Annotated in this window: 11 protein-coding genes and 1 other RNA gene; 3 read left to right on the top strand and 9 right to left on the bottom strand. The window is 62.0% G+C overall.

The annotated features are described in order from the left end of the window. Position 1: 1 nt before the first annotated feature. The 9 genes from E2K99_RS18845 to ompA form a co-directional block, all read right to left on the bottom strand. A complete protein-coding gene (locus E2K99_RS18845) occupies positions 2-280 on the bottom strand; it encodes an acyl carrier protein (RefSeq protein ID WP_134223189.1) in 279 nt (92 codons plus the stop codon). A 64-nt stretch (positions 281-344) separates the two neighbouring features. After that, positions 345-608 (bottom strand): phosphopantetheine-binding protein, encoded by a 264-nt coding sequence (locus E2K99_RS18840; RefSeq protein ID WP_034333069.1) that lies wholly within the window; start codon positions 606-608, stop codon positions 345-347. 3 nt (positions 609-611) lie between these two features. Further along, the gene (locus tag E2K99_RS18835; RefSeq protein ID WP_134223188.1) at positions 612-1,400 is read right to left on the bottom strand and encodes a lysophospholipid acyltransferase family protein; all 789 of its coding nucleotides are present in this window, start codon (positions 1,398-1,400) and stop codon (positions 612-614) included. Next, entirely contained in the window at positions 1,393-2,202 is an 810-nt protein-coding gene (locus E2K99_RS18830; RefSeq protein WP_134223187.1) for a beta-ketoacyl synthase chain length factor, read from the bottom strand. The genes E2K99_RS18835 and E2K99_RS18830 overlap by 8 nt, the downstream gene beginning before the upstream one ends. A 515-nt stretch (positions 2,203-2,717) precedes the next feature. Further along, positions 2,718-3,098, bottom strand: a transfer-messenger RNA (tmRNA) gene (gene ssrA, locus E2K99_RS18825). A 182-nt stretch (positions 3,099-3,280) separates the two neighbouring features. Continuing rightward, the gene (locus E2K99_RS18820) at positions 3,281-6,685 is read right to left on the bottom strand and encodes a DUF748 domain-containing protein (RefSeq protein ID WP_134223186.1); all 3,405 of its coding nucleotides are present in this window, start codon (positions 6,683-6,685) and stop codon (positions 3,281-3,283) included. A gap of 195 nt (positions 6,686-6,880) precedes the next feature. Beyond that, entirely contained in the window at positions 6,881-7,537 is a 657-nt protein-coding gene (locus tag E2K99_RS18815) for an HAD family hydrolase (protein ID WP_134223185.1), read from the bottom strand. Between the two features lie 84 nt (positions 7,538-7,621). Next, entirely contained in the window at positions 7,622-8,338 is a 717-nt protein-coding gene (ubiG, locus tag E2K99_RS18810) for a bifunctional 2-polyprenyl-6-hydroxyphenol methylase/3-demethylubiquinol 3-O-methyltransferase UbiG (RefSeq protein WP_134223184.1), read from the bottom strand. 170 nt (positions 8,339-8,508) lie between these two features. Beyond that, positions 8,509-9,123 (bottom strand): outer membrane protein OmpA, encoded by a 615-nt coding sequence (gene ompA, locus E2K99_RS18805; RefSeq protein ID WP_034332744.1) that lies wholly within the window; start codon positions 9,121-9,123, stop codon positions 8,509-8,511. A 744-nt stretch (positions 9,124-9,867) separates the two neighbouring features. On the opposite strand from ompA, the gene gyrA reads away from it, so the two are divergent. From gyrA to pheA, 3 genes are all read left to right on the top strand, one after another. Then, the gene (gene gyrA / locus E2K99_RS18800) at positions 9,868-12,513 is read left to right on the top strand and encodes a DNA gyrase subunit A (RefSeq protein WP_134223183.1); all 2,646 of its coding nucleotides are present in this window, start codon (positions 9,868-9,870) and stop codon (positions 12,511-12,513) included. Between the two features lie 58 nt (positions 12,514-12,571). Next, on the top strand, positions 12,572-13,684 hold the full coding sequence (serC, locus tag E2K99_RS18795) for a 3-phosphoserine/phosphohydroxythreonine transaminase (protein WP_134223182.1): 1,113 nt from the start codon (positions 12,572-12,574) through the stop codon (positions 13,682-13,684). A gap of 131 nt (positions 13,685-13,815) precedes the next feature. Next, the gene (gene pheA, locus E2K99_RS18790) at positions 13,816-14,889 is read left to right on the top strand and encodes a prephenate dehydratase (protein ID WP_134223181.1); all 1,074 of its coding nucleotides are present in this window, start codon (positions 13,816-13,818) and stop codon (positions 14,887-14,889) included. Positions 14,890-14,904: the final 15 nt, after the last annotated feature.

The following is a 14,904-nucleotide window of genomic DNA, read 5'->3' as shown; positions in this document are numbered from 1 at the left end:
CTTATGCGTGCGCTTGTTCGCGCATCAGGTTCGCCAGGATCTCGACCACATCCTGCACGGTACGCACGCTACGGAAGACGTCGGGCTGGATGCGCTTGCCGGTAGTCTGGTTGAGTTTGACGACGATGTCGACGGCATCAATGCTGTCGATGTCGAGGTCGGTGTAGAGGTTGGACTGGGGCGTGATGGAGGCTTTGTCGAGCTCGAACATCTCGTGCAGCATATCGACGATCCACACGGTGATTTCGTCCTTGGTCATGTCAGGTGTGAGAGTGGTCATGATCTGCTTCTCTTGCAAGTGGCTTGGCGGGGGCGTTATTGAAATGTGCAGCGTGGAGGGCTGCTCAGGCGGTGGCCTGGTGGCTGGCTACCAGCGCAGCCAGCGCCTGAACCGAGGCGAAGTGCTTGCGGGTTTCTTCGGAGTTGGCCGAGAGCTTGATGCCGTAGCGTTTCTGCAGGCTCATGCCCAGTTCCAGCGCGTCGATCGAATCCAGTCCCAGGCCATCGCCGAACAAGGGCGCGGCGCTGTCGATATCGCCGGGAGTGAGGTCCTCCAGGTCGAGGGCCTCGATGATGAGTTGCTTGATGTCTTGTTCCAGATCGTGCATCGCCTAGTTCTCTTTCGTGAAGTACTGTTGCAGGTAAGTCGTCAACTGGCGCGCCGCCAGGGTAGGTTGGTCGGCGCCGGCTGCTTGCTCGCTGGCGATGATGTGGTCGAGATGGAGGTCTTCGCCGATATGCAGCCGGAAATGTGCGCGCGTAGCAGGTACCTTCCACCATTTCTCGCCCTTGGCGAGGGTGCCGGGCGTGCAGCGGATGCGCACCGGGGTGATGGCCCATCCGCCGCGTACGGCCACATTGGCTGCGCCGCGCTTGAGGCTGATCCGGCCATCGCTGGGCGTGCGGGTGCCCTCCGGGAAAATGATCAGGTTGCCGCCGCTGCGCAGGGAGCGGATGCAGTCCTCGATCAGGTCAGGTCCCTGGGCATTGCTGATGTAACCCGCCGCACGGACCGGGCCGCGCGTAAAGGGATTGCGCCACAGTGCACCCTTGACGATGCAGTCGGCATGGCGCACGAAGGCCATCAGCAGCACGGTATCGATGAGCGTGGGGTGGTTGGCCAGGATCAGGAGACCATTGCGATCCAGACGTTCGAGTCCGGTAATTTCATAGCGGATCACGCCGCTCATGTGCATGACCTCGACGAAGGCGCGAAATGCCAGGCGGATGATGTGGCGTGCCCGCTTGACGCGCTGCTGCGGATCGCGGACCAGGCACTGCAGAATGGGGAAAACCACCAGCCGCAACATCAGCCCGCCCAGGCCGAAGAGCGCAAAGCACATCCCCGTGGCCACGATGCGCCAGCCACGGTCGATCAATGCCAGGGCCCGTTCAAGCATGCCGCATCCAGTGCCAGCGGCGGCCATCGGCCTGGCGGTGCAGGGTGGACGTGGACGCGTCGAGGAAGAAGCGCAGCACCGCGGCCGCGCCAGCGGTGGCATTCTCAGAGGGGAGGGTGCCGTGGCTCGGCTGAATCTGTTGCCATTGCAGAGACACGGTCGGAAGCGCGCCGTGTTCGTCGGCGGCCTGCATCAGCCAGGACCAGCCGCAGGGCTCTTCGTGTTCATCGGCGAAATCGGAAAAGAGCGTCGGGAGCGGTGCATCGGCGACCACCAGCAGGACCTGCCGCGCGCCATCGGCCAGCAGGCCGCAGGCTTCGATGACGGCATGTTCGACCGTACTCTGGCCGGCTGCAATGGCCACCGTATTGGCCTGGCTGCCACGGGCGATGGAGAACAGGCCGGCGTTGGCGTTGTGTACCGAGAGACTGAAGGCGGTGGGCGACATGGGCGCAGCAGCGGCCAGGGCCATTTGCAATTCCACCGAACGGGCGCATTCGCCGTGGCGCGAGGCAAACACGACCGGGATGTCTTGCGCGTCCTTGCTGGCGTCGTCGGCGGGGCTGGATGCAATGGCAGGCGAGGCCGCACTCAGTGCGCCATAGGCCGCCTCGAGCGCCAGCTTGCCCACTGGGCTGGTCCGTCGACGCAGCATGGGCGGCATGGACTTGACTGCTGGTTCCCCCGAACCAGCGGCCTGGCGATCATCGCTGATCCAGCGTTGCCAATCGGCATGGGATTCGATACCCGGAACCCACTGCGCGTGCGACGCGATTGAAAAACTGACATCCCCTGAATACATATCTTGAAAAGCACTAGGCTTCTGCTTGGCGGTGTTATTTACCGGATCCCCCTACCAGTTCGGACCCCATTCATCGGTGCGGCCCGCGGTCAACACGCTGTTTTCTTGTTGATTTACAGCGTTTATCCGGTGTCTTGAAACGTTACAATTTGTAAGACCGGGTAATGGTACGACAAAACCTCATTGAAATAACACGAAATTTTCACGAAGAATCGCGGAGAGCCATGGCCCAAGGGCTTATGCACTGAGTGGACGTTGTCGTTTGGGTACGCGCTCTGTCGTCCTGCAGGGTAAAACTGTGCTGAATTTTGTGCCTGATTCTCTAACAATTTTTGACATACCCGATCCAAATTGGGCCGCTACAGTTCAAGAGATTGTTCATTCAGCAAGATCAGGAGGGGTGTACCCGTCCGGGATTCGGCATCGTCAAGACGGCAAGTCAATGCAATCGCTGAGGACAGAAAGACAAAACCACCAGGAACCGGCGTGGTGCCGATTGCTGATGGTTGTGATGTTGGTGGAGCCGGCGGGAATTGAACCCGCGTCCAGAAGCACTCTACAGACAGTTCTACATGCGTAGTGCAGTCAATTGGTTTTGATCTTGGCGACGCGGACGCACACGCTTCGACAGGACGAGTTACCTTGGATTTAATGACGTATGAAGTAACCCCATACGCCACGATTCCCTGTAAATGACTCTACCGCTGTTGCCAGCACACCCCAGGGAAGAAGTGCTGTAGAGCTAGAAGTTTCTTAGGTTTCTAGGTGCGATTTACGCTGCGAGAGCGTAAGATTCGTCGTTTGCATTTAAGCAGTTCCGGATGGATTAACGAGGTAACCAGTCCTCGGCATGCCCTGTTCCGCTTTGCAACCCCTGTCGAAACCAAGTCGGCCCCGTGGTGTTGAAGCTTCGCAAATCCCGCTGGGCGCGTGAACTTGCGTATTACGCTTGCCTCTCTCCGAGTCTCTTCAAGAGGCGCCCGCTTGTTCGGCGGGAGGTGAATTATAACCTACTCCCTACTGTATGGGCAGCGCATGGCTTTTCAAGAGCCGCGCCGCCCGCTGGCGCATCGCCTGCTCACTGGATGGTCAGCTCGACCCGTGCCTTCGGTTCCTTTTCAGGAATGCCCGCACCATCCAGCTTGGGCGCGATCAGGAAGATGCGCGCCGGATCGATCACGCTCTGTTCCTGCAAATAATTTCGCACCTGGTCGGCCCGGCGCTGGGCCAGGTTGCGCAAGTCATCCTTGGTCACCTCGGTGTGCTCGAGGATCAGCTTTTCCATCTCGGCTTCGGGCAGGCTCTTGCTCAGGCCGATCATGTTGCGCGGCTTGTCGAACTTGGCATCCTTGTAGACGCGCTCCAGGTACTTGGCGCGCTCGGCCGCGCTTACGCGCACCGGCCCGGCCGGCTGGCCTTCCTTGGCGATCAGGTCGGCACGCTTGAGGCTGCGCATGGCACGTTCCAGCGCTTCGCGGCGCAGGCCCTGGTCATCGACCTGGGGATCGACGCGGCCGGTGATGTCGAGCTTGATGCCCGGACGCTCATGCAGCGCGTAACCCAGCGCATCCAGTTTCTTGCGCACCTCGTCGGTGACTTCCGAGGAGCCCGGCGAGAACTCGATGTAGCGCAGCTCGCCAATATGCTCGTCCGCCCGGAACATCGACCCGATCAGCGCGAAGGGCGAGGTGACGGCCTTGACGATCAGGTTCACGAATACCCGCACGATGATGCCGCCGACCGAAAACTCCGGATCCGACAGCGAGCCGGAGATCGGCAGGTTCAGGTTGATGTTGCCATCGCGGTCCTTCAGCAGCGACACCGCCAGCATCACCGGCAGGTTGGTGGCATCCGGGCTGTCCACGCGTTCGCCGAAGCTCAGCTGTTCAATGCGCAGATCGTTCTGGGCCACCAGCTTGTCGTTCTCGATCTTGTATTGCACATCCATCGAGAGCTTGCCCTTGGTGATCGGATAGCCGGCGTACTTGGCCGAGTAGGGCGTCAGGCGCGGCAGCTGAACACCGTTGGCGCTGGCCTTGAGATCCAGGTACATGGGCTTGAAGAGCGGATTGAGCGAGCCCGAGATCTGCAGAGGAGCATCGTTGTCGATCTTGCCGCTGATGTTGACCGGGGCCGGTTGCGGTTTCTCCGAAGAGATCTGGCCGATGCTGCCGGACAGTCCCGTCATGTTGGCGGTGTAGTTGGGTTTGACGAAGTTGTCGGTGTAGTTGATGTTGCCGCCTGCCAGCACCACCTGGCCGACTCGCACGATGGGCGCATCGGCGGGCGCGGTCGCGGGCGTGACCGGGGTGGCGGACACGGTCTTGCGCGAGCTTCCCGTGTTGGCAGGCTTGTCGGTTTTCTTGCTGTCGTCCGTGATCGAGCCCTGTTCCTGCGCATCAGCCACCACGATGTCCTGCAAGTTCAGGCGGCCCTTGTCGGAGAGGATGGCGCGGGCGTAGAAGTTGGACAGCGTCACTTTCTCCAGCGCCACTTGCGGACGTCCGCCCAGCTTGGCCTGGATGCCGGCCAGTTCCAGCGTACGCCAGCGCAGGAAGTCGGTGGAGGTCTGCTTGTCCTGCATGCGCAGGTTGGTGATGGCGGCGCTGCCCTTGTAATCCAGGGCCAGCTTGCGATCGTCCAGCGGGGGCGTCAGCTCCAGCTTGCCCTTGGCGCTGGCCAGGCCGCTGCTGATGGTGACATTGAGTACATCGGTGAAATAGTGCTGGAAGGGCGTGATGGGCAAATCCTTCACCTCCAGATCCAGCGCCACACTCCTGAAGTGCGCTGCAGCCTGTCCGGCCAGATCGGCGCTGCCGTTCTTGTCGAAGCGCGCCTGCAGCTTGAAGGGAATGGCCTGGTCCAGCGTATCGGTGAGCGTGGGTGCCTGCAGCGAGAGCGATTCCAGCGCCAGTGGCTGTGCGCCCTTGCCCGGGGGCGTCAAGCGCAGGTCGGCCAGTTGTACCTTGCTGTCGTCGAGCTTGAGATGGCCGTCACGCAGCTGCAGTGTGGTCTGCCCCGAGAGTTTGCCGGCTACGCCGCTGATGGGGGCGCGTGACAGGTAATTCTGGTAGCCGGCGAGGTCGATGTTCTCCAGCGTGATCTTGCCTGCCACCCCGGGTTTGAGCGGCTGCAGCTGGCCGTCGAAGGCCAGCTTGCCATGGCCGTTTTCCACCGCCGACAGGGTCAGGTGCGCGGGCTTGGCATCAGCGGCGGTAGAGAGCTGGGTGGCGTTGATGTCGATCTTGCTCAGCTTGATCGATTGGGCAGGCGCCGCATTGGCTTCGTCGCGCCAGTTCACTTCGCCGCCGCGCACGGTCAGTTGTTGCAGCACGATGGGGGCTGTCGGCTGGGGTGTGCTGGCCGCAGGAGCAGGTGCTTCTTTCTTTGCGGTACGGGCGTTGGTCTTGCCTCCCGCAGTACTGCCACCGGTCAGCGCGCGCTGCCAGTTGATCTCGCCGCGTGCATTCATGCCGGCCCAGACTTGCGGCTGCTCCAGCGTGAGCTGGTTCAATTCGCCGCTGGCGGCCAACACGTCAAATTGCTTCACCTGCAGCGCTACCGACTTGGCTTTGAGCAGCGGTGCGCGGGCCTTGTCCTGCAGAGCGACGTCATCCAGGCGCACATCGCCTGCCAGGGTGACGGTCGGCTTGTCGTCCTTGCGGGTAAAACCCAGATCCAGCTTGGTGCTCAGCTTGGCACTCTGGATGATGACCGGTAATTCGGCAGGGACGAAGGGCAGGTAGCCCACCAGGTCGAGCTGGTCGATATCGATGGCGAAGGCCGATTCCTGCGTCGAGGCGAAGGGTTTGCTGCGGCCCTTCAGGTGCAGCGGTGTACCGTTGATGGTGGCCGACAGTTGCGGCTGCACGAAGCTGTCGATGTTGCCGGGCAGGTTGGAGATGAAGGGCAGGCCAACCTGCAGCGCGGCGATGTCGATGTTCTTGCCGCTGACCTTGTCCTCGAAGCGGATCTGTCCATCCTGCAGTTGCACGTTGGCCAGCGAGAAGCGCGCCTGGCCTTCGCTCTTGGGCTGCGCGGCCAGGCGATCCAGGATGTCGGAGAAGTTGTAATGGCCGCTGCCCTCGGCATCTACCCGCACCACGTGCAATTGCGGCGTACTCACCCTGATCTCGTCCAGTACTGGTGCCAGGCGCAGCAGCGAGGCGGCCGAGAGGTCGGCCAGCAAGCCCTTGGCGCTGAAGAAGGGCTGCGTGCCATCGGCTTCATACAGCGTAATGTCGGAGGCGCGCAGGGCCAGCTTGAAAGGGTTGAAGGCGATCTTGCCGATCTCCAGCTTGCGGCCGATCTGGGCCTGCGTCTGGTCGACGGCGATCTTGCGCACCAGCGCGGGCAAGGCGGCCCAGCTCAACGCGGCCAGAACCAGCAGGACGGCCAGCGTCCAGCCGGCCCAGCGCAGCGGGCGTCTCATTCGTTGCCAGGCGATGTGCTGGGTGAGAGAGGCGCGGTCCGGCTTGCTCATGACGGTTTCCCTTGTCGGTGCCGGTCCGTCCTGGGGCGATGCCTGCGCAGGTGGCCGGTTCTGGTTGTGATGGTGTGTGGTGCTGCGGCGTGCGCCGGGTTGTCGCCATTCTAATGCGAGGCGACATGGCACTGCTAGGAGGGAAATGGCGCGCCCAAGTTTCCTTGCGCGCGCCAGTAAAGGCGGGGGAGCGGATCAGTCCAGCAGGGTCAGGATGTCCAGCGGTGCATGCAGCAGCGCATCGGCCTGCCACGCGGCTGGTTCGGTGTGGCCGCAATAGCCCCAGGCGGCGGCAATGGTCGGCATGTTGGCGGCGCGTCCGGCCTGGATGTCGCGCAGGTCGTCGCCGACGTACCAGCAATCCTCGGGAGGCAGTCCCAGGCGCTTGGCGGCTTCCAGCAGCGGCGCGGGATGCGGCTTGGGATGCGGGGTGGTGTCGCCGGAGACGATGCAGCCGGCATGGCCCAGGCCGATCTGCGGGGCCAGCACGTCGGTGAAGCGTGCCGCCTTGTTGGTGACGATGCCCCAGGCGATGCCGCGCGTTTCCAGTTGCGCCAGCAGTTCCGGGATGCCGTCGAAGAGGCCGCTGTGGGTGGTCATGTTGGCCTGGTAGCGGTCCAGGAAAAGTACGCGCAAGTCTTCATATTCCGCGTCGCCCGGATGGATGCCCAGCGCTGCACCGATGAGCCCGCGGGCACCGGCCGAGGCGACCGGGCGCAAACTTTCATAGGGGGCATTTTCCATGCCCCTTTGCTGGCGCAGGTAGTTGGCGGCGGCCGCCAGGTCGGGAGCAGTGTCGGCGAGCGTGCCGTCGAGGTCGAACAGGATCGCGCGGGGAGGGCGGAGTGGCATGGGCTTCAGGATGGCAGGAAGAAAAGCGCCGCAGCGGGCAGCTGCGGCGAGGGGAACGAACCGGCGAGGCGCGAGCGAGGCTGCTCAGCCTAGTTTGGTACAGGCAACCAGGTAGTTCACGCTGGTGTCGTCGTTGAGCGAATAGATCTTGGTCAGCGGGTTGTAGCCCATGCCCTTGAAACCATCGATCTGCAAACCGGCTTCGCGCGTGTAGTGCGCCAGTTCGGCCGGGGTGATGAACTTGGCATAGTCATGCGTGCCCTTGGGCAGCAGCCGCAGCACGTATTCGGCACCGATGATGGCCATGACGTAGGACTTCATGTTGCGGTTGAGCGTGGAGAAGAACAGCTTGCCGCCCGGCTTGGCCAGGTCGGCCGCGGCGCGCACGATGGCGGCCGGATCGGGGACGTGTTCCAGCATTTCCATGCAGGTCACGACGTCGTACTGGCCGGCTTCACGCGCGGCCATGTCTTCGGCGGCGATCTTTTCGTAGCGCACCTGCACGCCGGATTCCATGCTGTGCAGGTCGGCCACTTTCAGGGCCTTGTCGGAGAGGTCGATGCCGGTGACGTCGGCCCCTTTCTTGGCCATCGATTCCGCCAGGATGCCGCCACCGCAGCCGATGTCGATCACCTTCTTGCCAGCCAGCGGGGCGCGGGCGTTGATCCACTCCAGGCGCAGCGGGTTGATTTCGTGCAGGGGACGGAATTCGGAACCCGGGTCCCACCAGCGATGGGCCAGTTCACTGAATTTCTGGATCTCTTGGGGATCGGCGTTCATGGTCGCATTGGTCGTATTCATGGGGCCTAATGATAGCCCAATCCGACGCAGCGGGTAGCCTGCGCCAGGTCAAGATGCGCCGCAATGAAGGGGCAAGTGCTTGCAAAAGCCTGCATGACCAGCAAATGAAACAGGAATAAAAAAACCCCGCCGAAGCGGGGTTTTCATAACAGCCTTGTAGCGGCAATCGATTACTTGCGGGTACCCACAACTTCGATTTCCACGCGACGGTTCTTGGCGCGGCCAGCAGCGGTCTTGTTGTCAGCGACCGGTTGCGACTTGCCCTTGCCTTCGGTGTAGACGCGGTTGGCTTCAACGCCCTTCGAGACCAGGTAGGCCTTGACGGACTCAGCACGGCGAACCGACAGCTTCTGGTTGTAGGCGACGGAGCCGATCGAGTCGGTGTGGCCGACGGCGATGATGACTTCCAGGTTGATGGCCTTCAGGTTGCCAACCAGTTCGTCCAGCTTGGCCTTGCCAGCCGGCTTCAGGGTTGCCTTGTCGAAATCGAAGAAGGCGTCAGCAGCGTAGGTGACCTTTTCCGAGGTCGGGGCAGCGACAGGAGCAACAGGCTTGGCAGCAGGAGCTTGAGCAACCGGAGCCGGTGCGGGCGGTTCTTCGCACGGACCGTTCACGTAAGCGGTTTGCCAGCACAGACCGTAACCGCTGCGGGTCACGACGTCACGGCCATCTTGCAGGTACAGGCTGCCGGGACGAACCTTGATGTCCTTGGTTTCCTGAGCGGTGGCAGACAGTGCGATGGCTGCGGACGCAGCAGCGAAGACGAGTTTTGCTAATTTGTTCATGTTTCTCCTCTCGGGTGAGATATCCGCAGATAAACTGCGCTACAAGATTACGACATCAAAAAAATGAATAATATCATGTGTTCAGGTCGTCACAGGCCCTTGTTCCATGGGGCTAGTAATGAACTTAGCCGCCATTCTGCCACACGGATTGACCTTCAGCGATGCTTGCCAATTGGTCCAGACAACGTTTTTGGGACTGTGTTGTTTCTTCGCAACGCGATATTTTCGGGCCGTTTTTGTTCCTTTAAGGCTGAAAAAAGCCGGATTTTTTAAAGAAAATCCTTATATTTCATACAGTTCGCGCATTTTCACTCGGGCAAGTAGTTGCCATTTTCTCCGCAGCATCGCGATTCCCGGTCCCTCGGAATTCTCCTGATGGTGTGCACCGGGAAAGTGAGTTTCGGAAAATTTTCCCCAAATTGGTCATTTGACAGCAACCTGCGGCGGAGAAACATTCAATGCCGGGCGGCAATGCCGGTCGCTGAATTCGGGCGCTCTAATATATATAGGCGTTCGGACCTGGCATTTCGTCGCTCCCAGGCGCTGGGAGGAGCTTTGCGGCGCATGCGGTGCGGGCCTGCAAGGGTCCGGGTGTCCTCGCGAAGCATGCCGTTGCAGGGTCATTCAGGGCGTTTGACGGGCTTTTGACCCTCCTGGCGTGCTAGAATGCGCTGTTCTGATCAGTCCAAGGGCCACGCCCGCCCGGCACGATTTTCTGGCCGGGAAACATCTTTCGACTCTCCAATGGATCAATTCGCTAAAGAAACCATCCCCATTTCCCTCGAAGAAGAGATGCGCAAGAGTTACCTCGATTACGCCATGAGCGTGATCGTGGGTCGGGCACTGCCGGATGTGCGCGATGGCTTGAAGCCGGTGCACCGCCGCGTGCTGTATGCGATGCACGAGATGAACAACGTCTGGAATCGTCCGTTCGTGAAGTGCGCGCGCGTGGTCGGTGAAGTCATGGGTAAATACCACCCGCACGGCGACGCCTCCATCTACGACACCCTGGTGCGCATGGCCCAGGACTTCTCGCTGCGCTACACCTTGGTCGATGGCCAGGGCAACTTCGGTTCCATCGACGGCGACGGCGCTGCGGCGATGCGTTACACCGAGTGCCGCCTGGACAAGATCTCCAACGAATTGCTGGCCGATATCGAGAAGGAAACCGTCGATTTCGTGCCCAACTACGACGGCAAGGAAAAGGAACCCTCGGTCCTGCCGACGCGTATCCCCAACCTGCTGGTCAACGGCTCCTCCGGCATCGCCGTGGGCATGGCCACCAACATCCCGCCGCACAACATCACCGAAGTGATCAACGGCGCGCTGCACCTGCTGGCCAATGAACACTGCACCATCGATGAACTGATCGAACTGGTGCCGGCACCGGACTTCCCGACCGGCGGCATCATCTATGGCGTCTCGGGCGTGCGCGATGGTTACCGCACCGGCCGTGGCCGCGTGGTCATGCGCGCCAAGACCCACTTCGAAGAATATGGCCGCGAAGGCCGCATCGCCATCATCGTCGATGAGCTGCCCTACCAGGTCAACAAGAAGGCGCTGCTGGAACGCATCGCCGAGCTGGTGCGCGACAAGAAGCTCGAAGGCATCTCCGACCTGCGCGACGAATCCGACAAGTCGGGCATGCGCGTGGTCATCGAACTCAAGCGCGGCGAAGTGCCTGAAGTGGTGCTCAACAACCTCTACAAGCAGACCCAGCTGCAAGACACCTTCGGCATGAACATGGTGGCGCTGGTCGATGGCCAGCCGCGCCTCTTGAACCTGAAGCAGTTGCTGGAATGCTTCCTGTCGCACCGTCGCGAAGTGGTCACCCGCCGCACCGTGTTCGAACTGCGCAAGGCGCGCGAACGCGGTCACGTGCTCGAAGGCCTGGCCGTTGCATTGGCCAACATCGATGACTTCATCGCCATCATCCGCGCCGCACCGACTCCGCCGATCGCCAAGGCAGAACTGATGACGCGCGCCTGGGATTCGTCCATGGTGCGCGAGATGCTGGCCCGCACCGGCGAAGGCAATCCGGGCGGCATCGAAGCCTTCCGTCCGGAGAGCCTGCCGGCCCATTACGGCATCCAGTCCGACGGCCTCTACAAGCTCTCCGACGAACAGGCGCAGGAAATCCTGCAGATGCGTCTGCAACGCCTGACCGGTCTGGAGCAGGACAAGATCGTCAATGAATACAAGGACGTGATGGCGCAGATCGCCGACCTGCTGGATATCCTCTCCAAGCCGGCCCGCGTCACTGCCATCATCACCGACGAACTCAACGCCGCCCGCAACGACTACGGCATCGGTGCCAAGGACGAGCGCCGCTCCACCATCGAGCACAACGCCACCGACCTGGCCACCGAAGATCTGATCACCCCGCAGGACATGGTGGTGACGCTGTCGCACACCGGCTACATGAAGTCGCAGCCGGTCTCCGAGTATCGCGCGCAGAAACGCGGCGGCCGCGGCAAGCAGGCCATGGCGACCAAGGATGACGACTGGATCGACCAGCTCTTCATCGCCAATACGCACGACTACATCCTGTGCTTCTCCAACCGTGGCCGCCTGTACTGGCTGAAGGTCTGGGAAGTGCCGCAGGGTTCGCGCAATTCGCGCGGCAAGCCCATCGTCAACATGTTCCCGCTGCAGGATGGCGAGAAGATCACGGTGATCCTGCCGGTGTCGGGTGCCAATCGCAGCTTCCCGGATGACCGTTATGTCTTCATGGCGACCAGCCTGGGCACGGTCAAGAAGACCCCGCTGTCGGACTTCTCCAACCCGCGCAAGGCCGGCATCATTGCCGTGGACCTGGACGAAGGCGACTTCCTGATCGGTGCTGCTCTCACCGATGGCGCGCATGACGTGATGCTGTTCTCCGACGGCGGCAAGGCCGTGCGTTTCGATGAAAACGACGTGCGTCCGATGGGCCGTACCGCCCGTGGCGTGCGCGGCATGAACTTGGAAGAAACCCAGCAAGTCATCGCCTTGCTGGTGGCCGAGAACGAACAGCAGTCCGTGCTCACCGCCACCGAAAACGGCTTCGGCAAGCGTACCCCGATCACCGAGTACACCCGTCACGGCCGTGGCACCAAGGGCATGATCGCCATCCAGACCAGCGAGCGCAACGGCAAGGTCGTGGCCGCCACGCTGGTCGATTCCAGCGATGAGATCATGCTGATCACTACCGGTGGCGTGCTGATCCGCACCCGTGTCTCGGAGATCCGCGAGATGGGCCGCGCGACCCAGGGCGTGACCCTGATCGCGGTGGAAGACGGCACCAAGCTGTCCGGCCTGCAGCGCGTGGTCGAGTCCGATGTGGAAGACGTGATCGAAGGCGAAGGCGCAGAGGCGGCCGGCGGCGAAGCACCAGCCGCAGGCGAGTAAAGCAAGTCCAGGGCGGCGGGCCGCGTGCCTGCCGTCTTTTTTGATGGCGAACGCAGACATGGTTTATAACTTTTCCGCCGGTCCGGCGGTATTGCCCAAGGAAGTGCTGCAACAGGCAGCCGACGAGATGCTGGACTGGCATGGCAGTGGTATGTCGGTCATGGAGATGAGCCATCGCGGCAAGGAATACATGTCCATCATCGAAGCCGCGCTGGCTGATGTGCGCGCGCTGATGAACATCCCTTCCAACTACAAGGTGCTGTTCCTGCAGGGCGGGGCCATCGCCGAGAACGCCATCATCCCGATGAACCTGGCGGCGCTGCGTTCGCCGGCAGGCAAGCATGAAGCCGGCGTGGCCGACTACATCAACACCGGTTCCTGGTCGACCAAGTCGATCAAGGAAGCGGGGCGCTACTGCAGCGTGAACGTGGCCGCCTCCTCGGCCGATCACAAGTTTTCCAGCATCCCGGCACGTGCCGACTGGAAGCTCTCGCGCAATGCCGCCTACGTGCACATCTGCAGCAACGAAACCATCGACGGCGTCGAATACCAATATACGCCCGAGGTCGCCGCCGACACCGATGGCGCACCGCTGGTGGCCGACATGTCCTCGCACATCCTCTCGCGCGAGGTGGATGTCTCGAAATATGGCGTCATCTATGGCGGCGCCCAGAAGAATATCGGCCCGGCCGGCGTGACCATCGTCATCGTGCGCGAAGACCTGCTGGGTCATGCGCTGCCGTTCTGTCCCTCGGCCTTCGACTGGAAGATCGTGGCCGACAACGATTCCATGTACAACACCCCGCCGACCTACGCGATCTACATCGCCGGCCTGGTGTTCCAGTGGATCAAGCGCCAGGGTGGCGTGGCCGCGCTGGAAGCGCGCAACATCGCCAAGGCCGAGCTGCTCTACGGCTACCTGGACAGTACCGATTTCTACAGCAACCGGATCGCAGCGGACTGCCGTTCCCGCATGAACGTGCCGTTCTTCCTGCGCGACGATGCGCTCAATGACACTTTCCTGGCCGGCGCCAAAGAGCGCGGCCTGCTGCAGCTGAAAGGCCACAAGTCGGTCGGCGGCATGCGTGCATCGATTTACAACGCGATGCCGATCGAGGGCGTACAGGCTCTCGTCGATTATCTGAAAGACTTCGAACAGCAACACGGCTGAGGCCGCATCTGGCCGGGCGCATCATCGCCCGCGCAGTGCAGGCCGTGGCCGTGCGCCAAGCCAACGCCATGCCCGGTGTGCCGCCGGCCGCTCATAGCGCCCGTGCGCCGTGCAGAACCTGAAAGAGCAAGATGAGTGACGACAAGTTGCTGCCCCTGCGCCAGAAGATCGATGCCATCGATGCGCAGATCCTCGACCTGCTGAACCAGCGCGCCCGTGTCGCGCAGGAAGTGGGCCACGTCAAGGCCGAGACCAATGCCCCGGTGTTTCGTCCCGAGCGCGAAGCGCAGGTCCTGCGCCGCGCCGCCGACCGCAATCCCGGCCCCTTGCTGGGCACCGATATCCAGACCATTTTCCGTGAAGTGATGTCGGCTTGCCGCGCGCTGGAAAAGCGTGTGGTGGTGGCCTACCTGGGCCCGGAAGGCACCTTCAGCGAACAGGCCGTGTACCAGCAGTTCGGCCATGCCATCGAGGGCTTGCCCTGCGTGTCCATCGATGAAGTGTTCCGCGATGCCGAAGCCGGTACCGCCGATTTCGGTGTGGTGCCCATCGAGAATTCCTCCGAAGGCGTGATCAACCGCACCCTCGATCTGCTGCTGCAGACCACGCTGACCATCAGCGGCGAAGTGGCGATCCCCGTGCATCACAGCCTGATGACCGCCAGCGGCAACATGGACGGCATCACCCGCATCTGCGCGCATTCGCAGGCCCTCGCCCAGTGCAATGCGTGGCTCAACCAGAACTATCCTGCCATCGAACGCCAGGCGGTGGCCTCCAACGCCGAGGCCGCGCGCATGGCGGGTGAAGATAATAGCGTGGCGGCCATTGCCGGTGAAATCGCGGGCCAGAAGTACAACCTGCAGACGGTCAATGCCCACATCCAGGACGATCCGCACAATCGCACCCGCTTTGCCGTGATCGGCCGCCTGCGCACGGCACCGTCTGGGCGCGACCAGACTTCCATCGTGCTGTCGGTGCCCAACAAGGCCGGTGCGGTCTACAACCTGCTGGCACCGCTGGCGCGGCATGGCGTGTCGATGACGCGCTTCGAGTCGCGCCCGGCCCGCATGGGTGCGTGGGAATATTATTTCTACGTCGACCTCGAAGGCCACGAGCAGGATGAGAAGGTCGCCAAGGCGCTCGAAGAGCTGCGCCAGAACGCCGCCTTCTTCAAGCTGCTGGGCTCCTATCCGCTGGGCCTGTGAGCGCCTGCCGTCCCG

Source organism: Herbaspirillum huttiense, assembly GCF_004367745.1.
GTDB lineage: Bacteria > Pseudomonadota > Gammaproteobacteria > Burkholderiales > Burkholderiaceae_D > Herbaspirillum > Herbaspirillum huttiense.
Note: the sequence above shows the minus strand (reverse complement) of the source record. Positions and strands in the feature narration are given on the sequence as shown.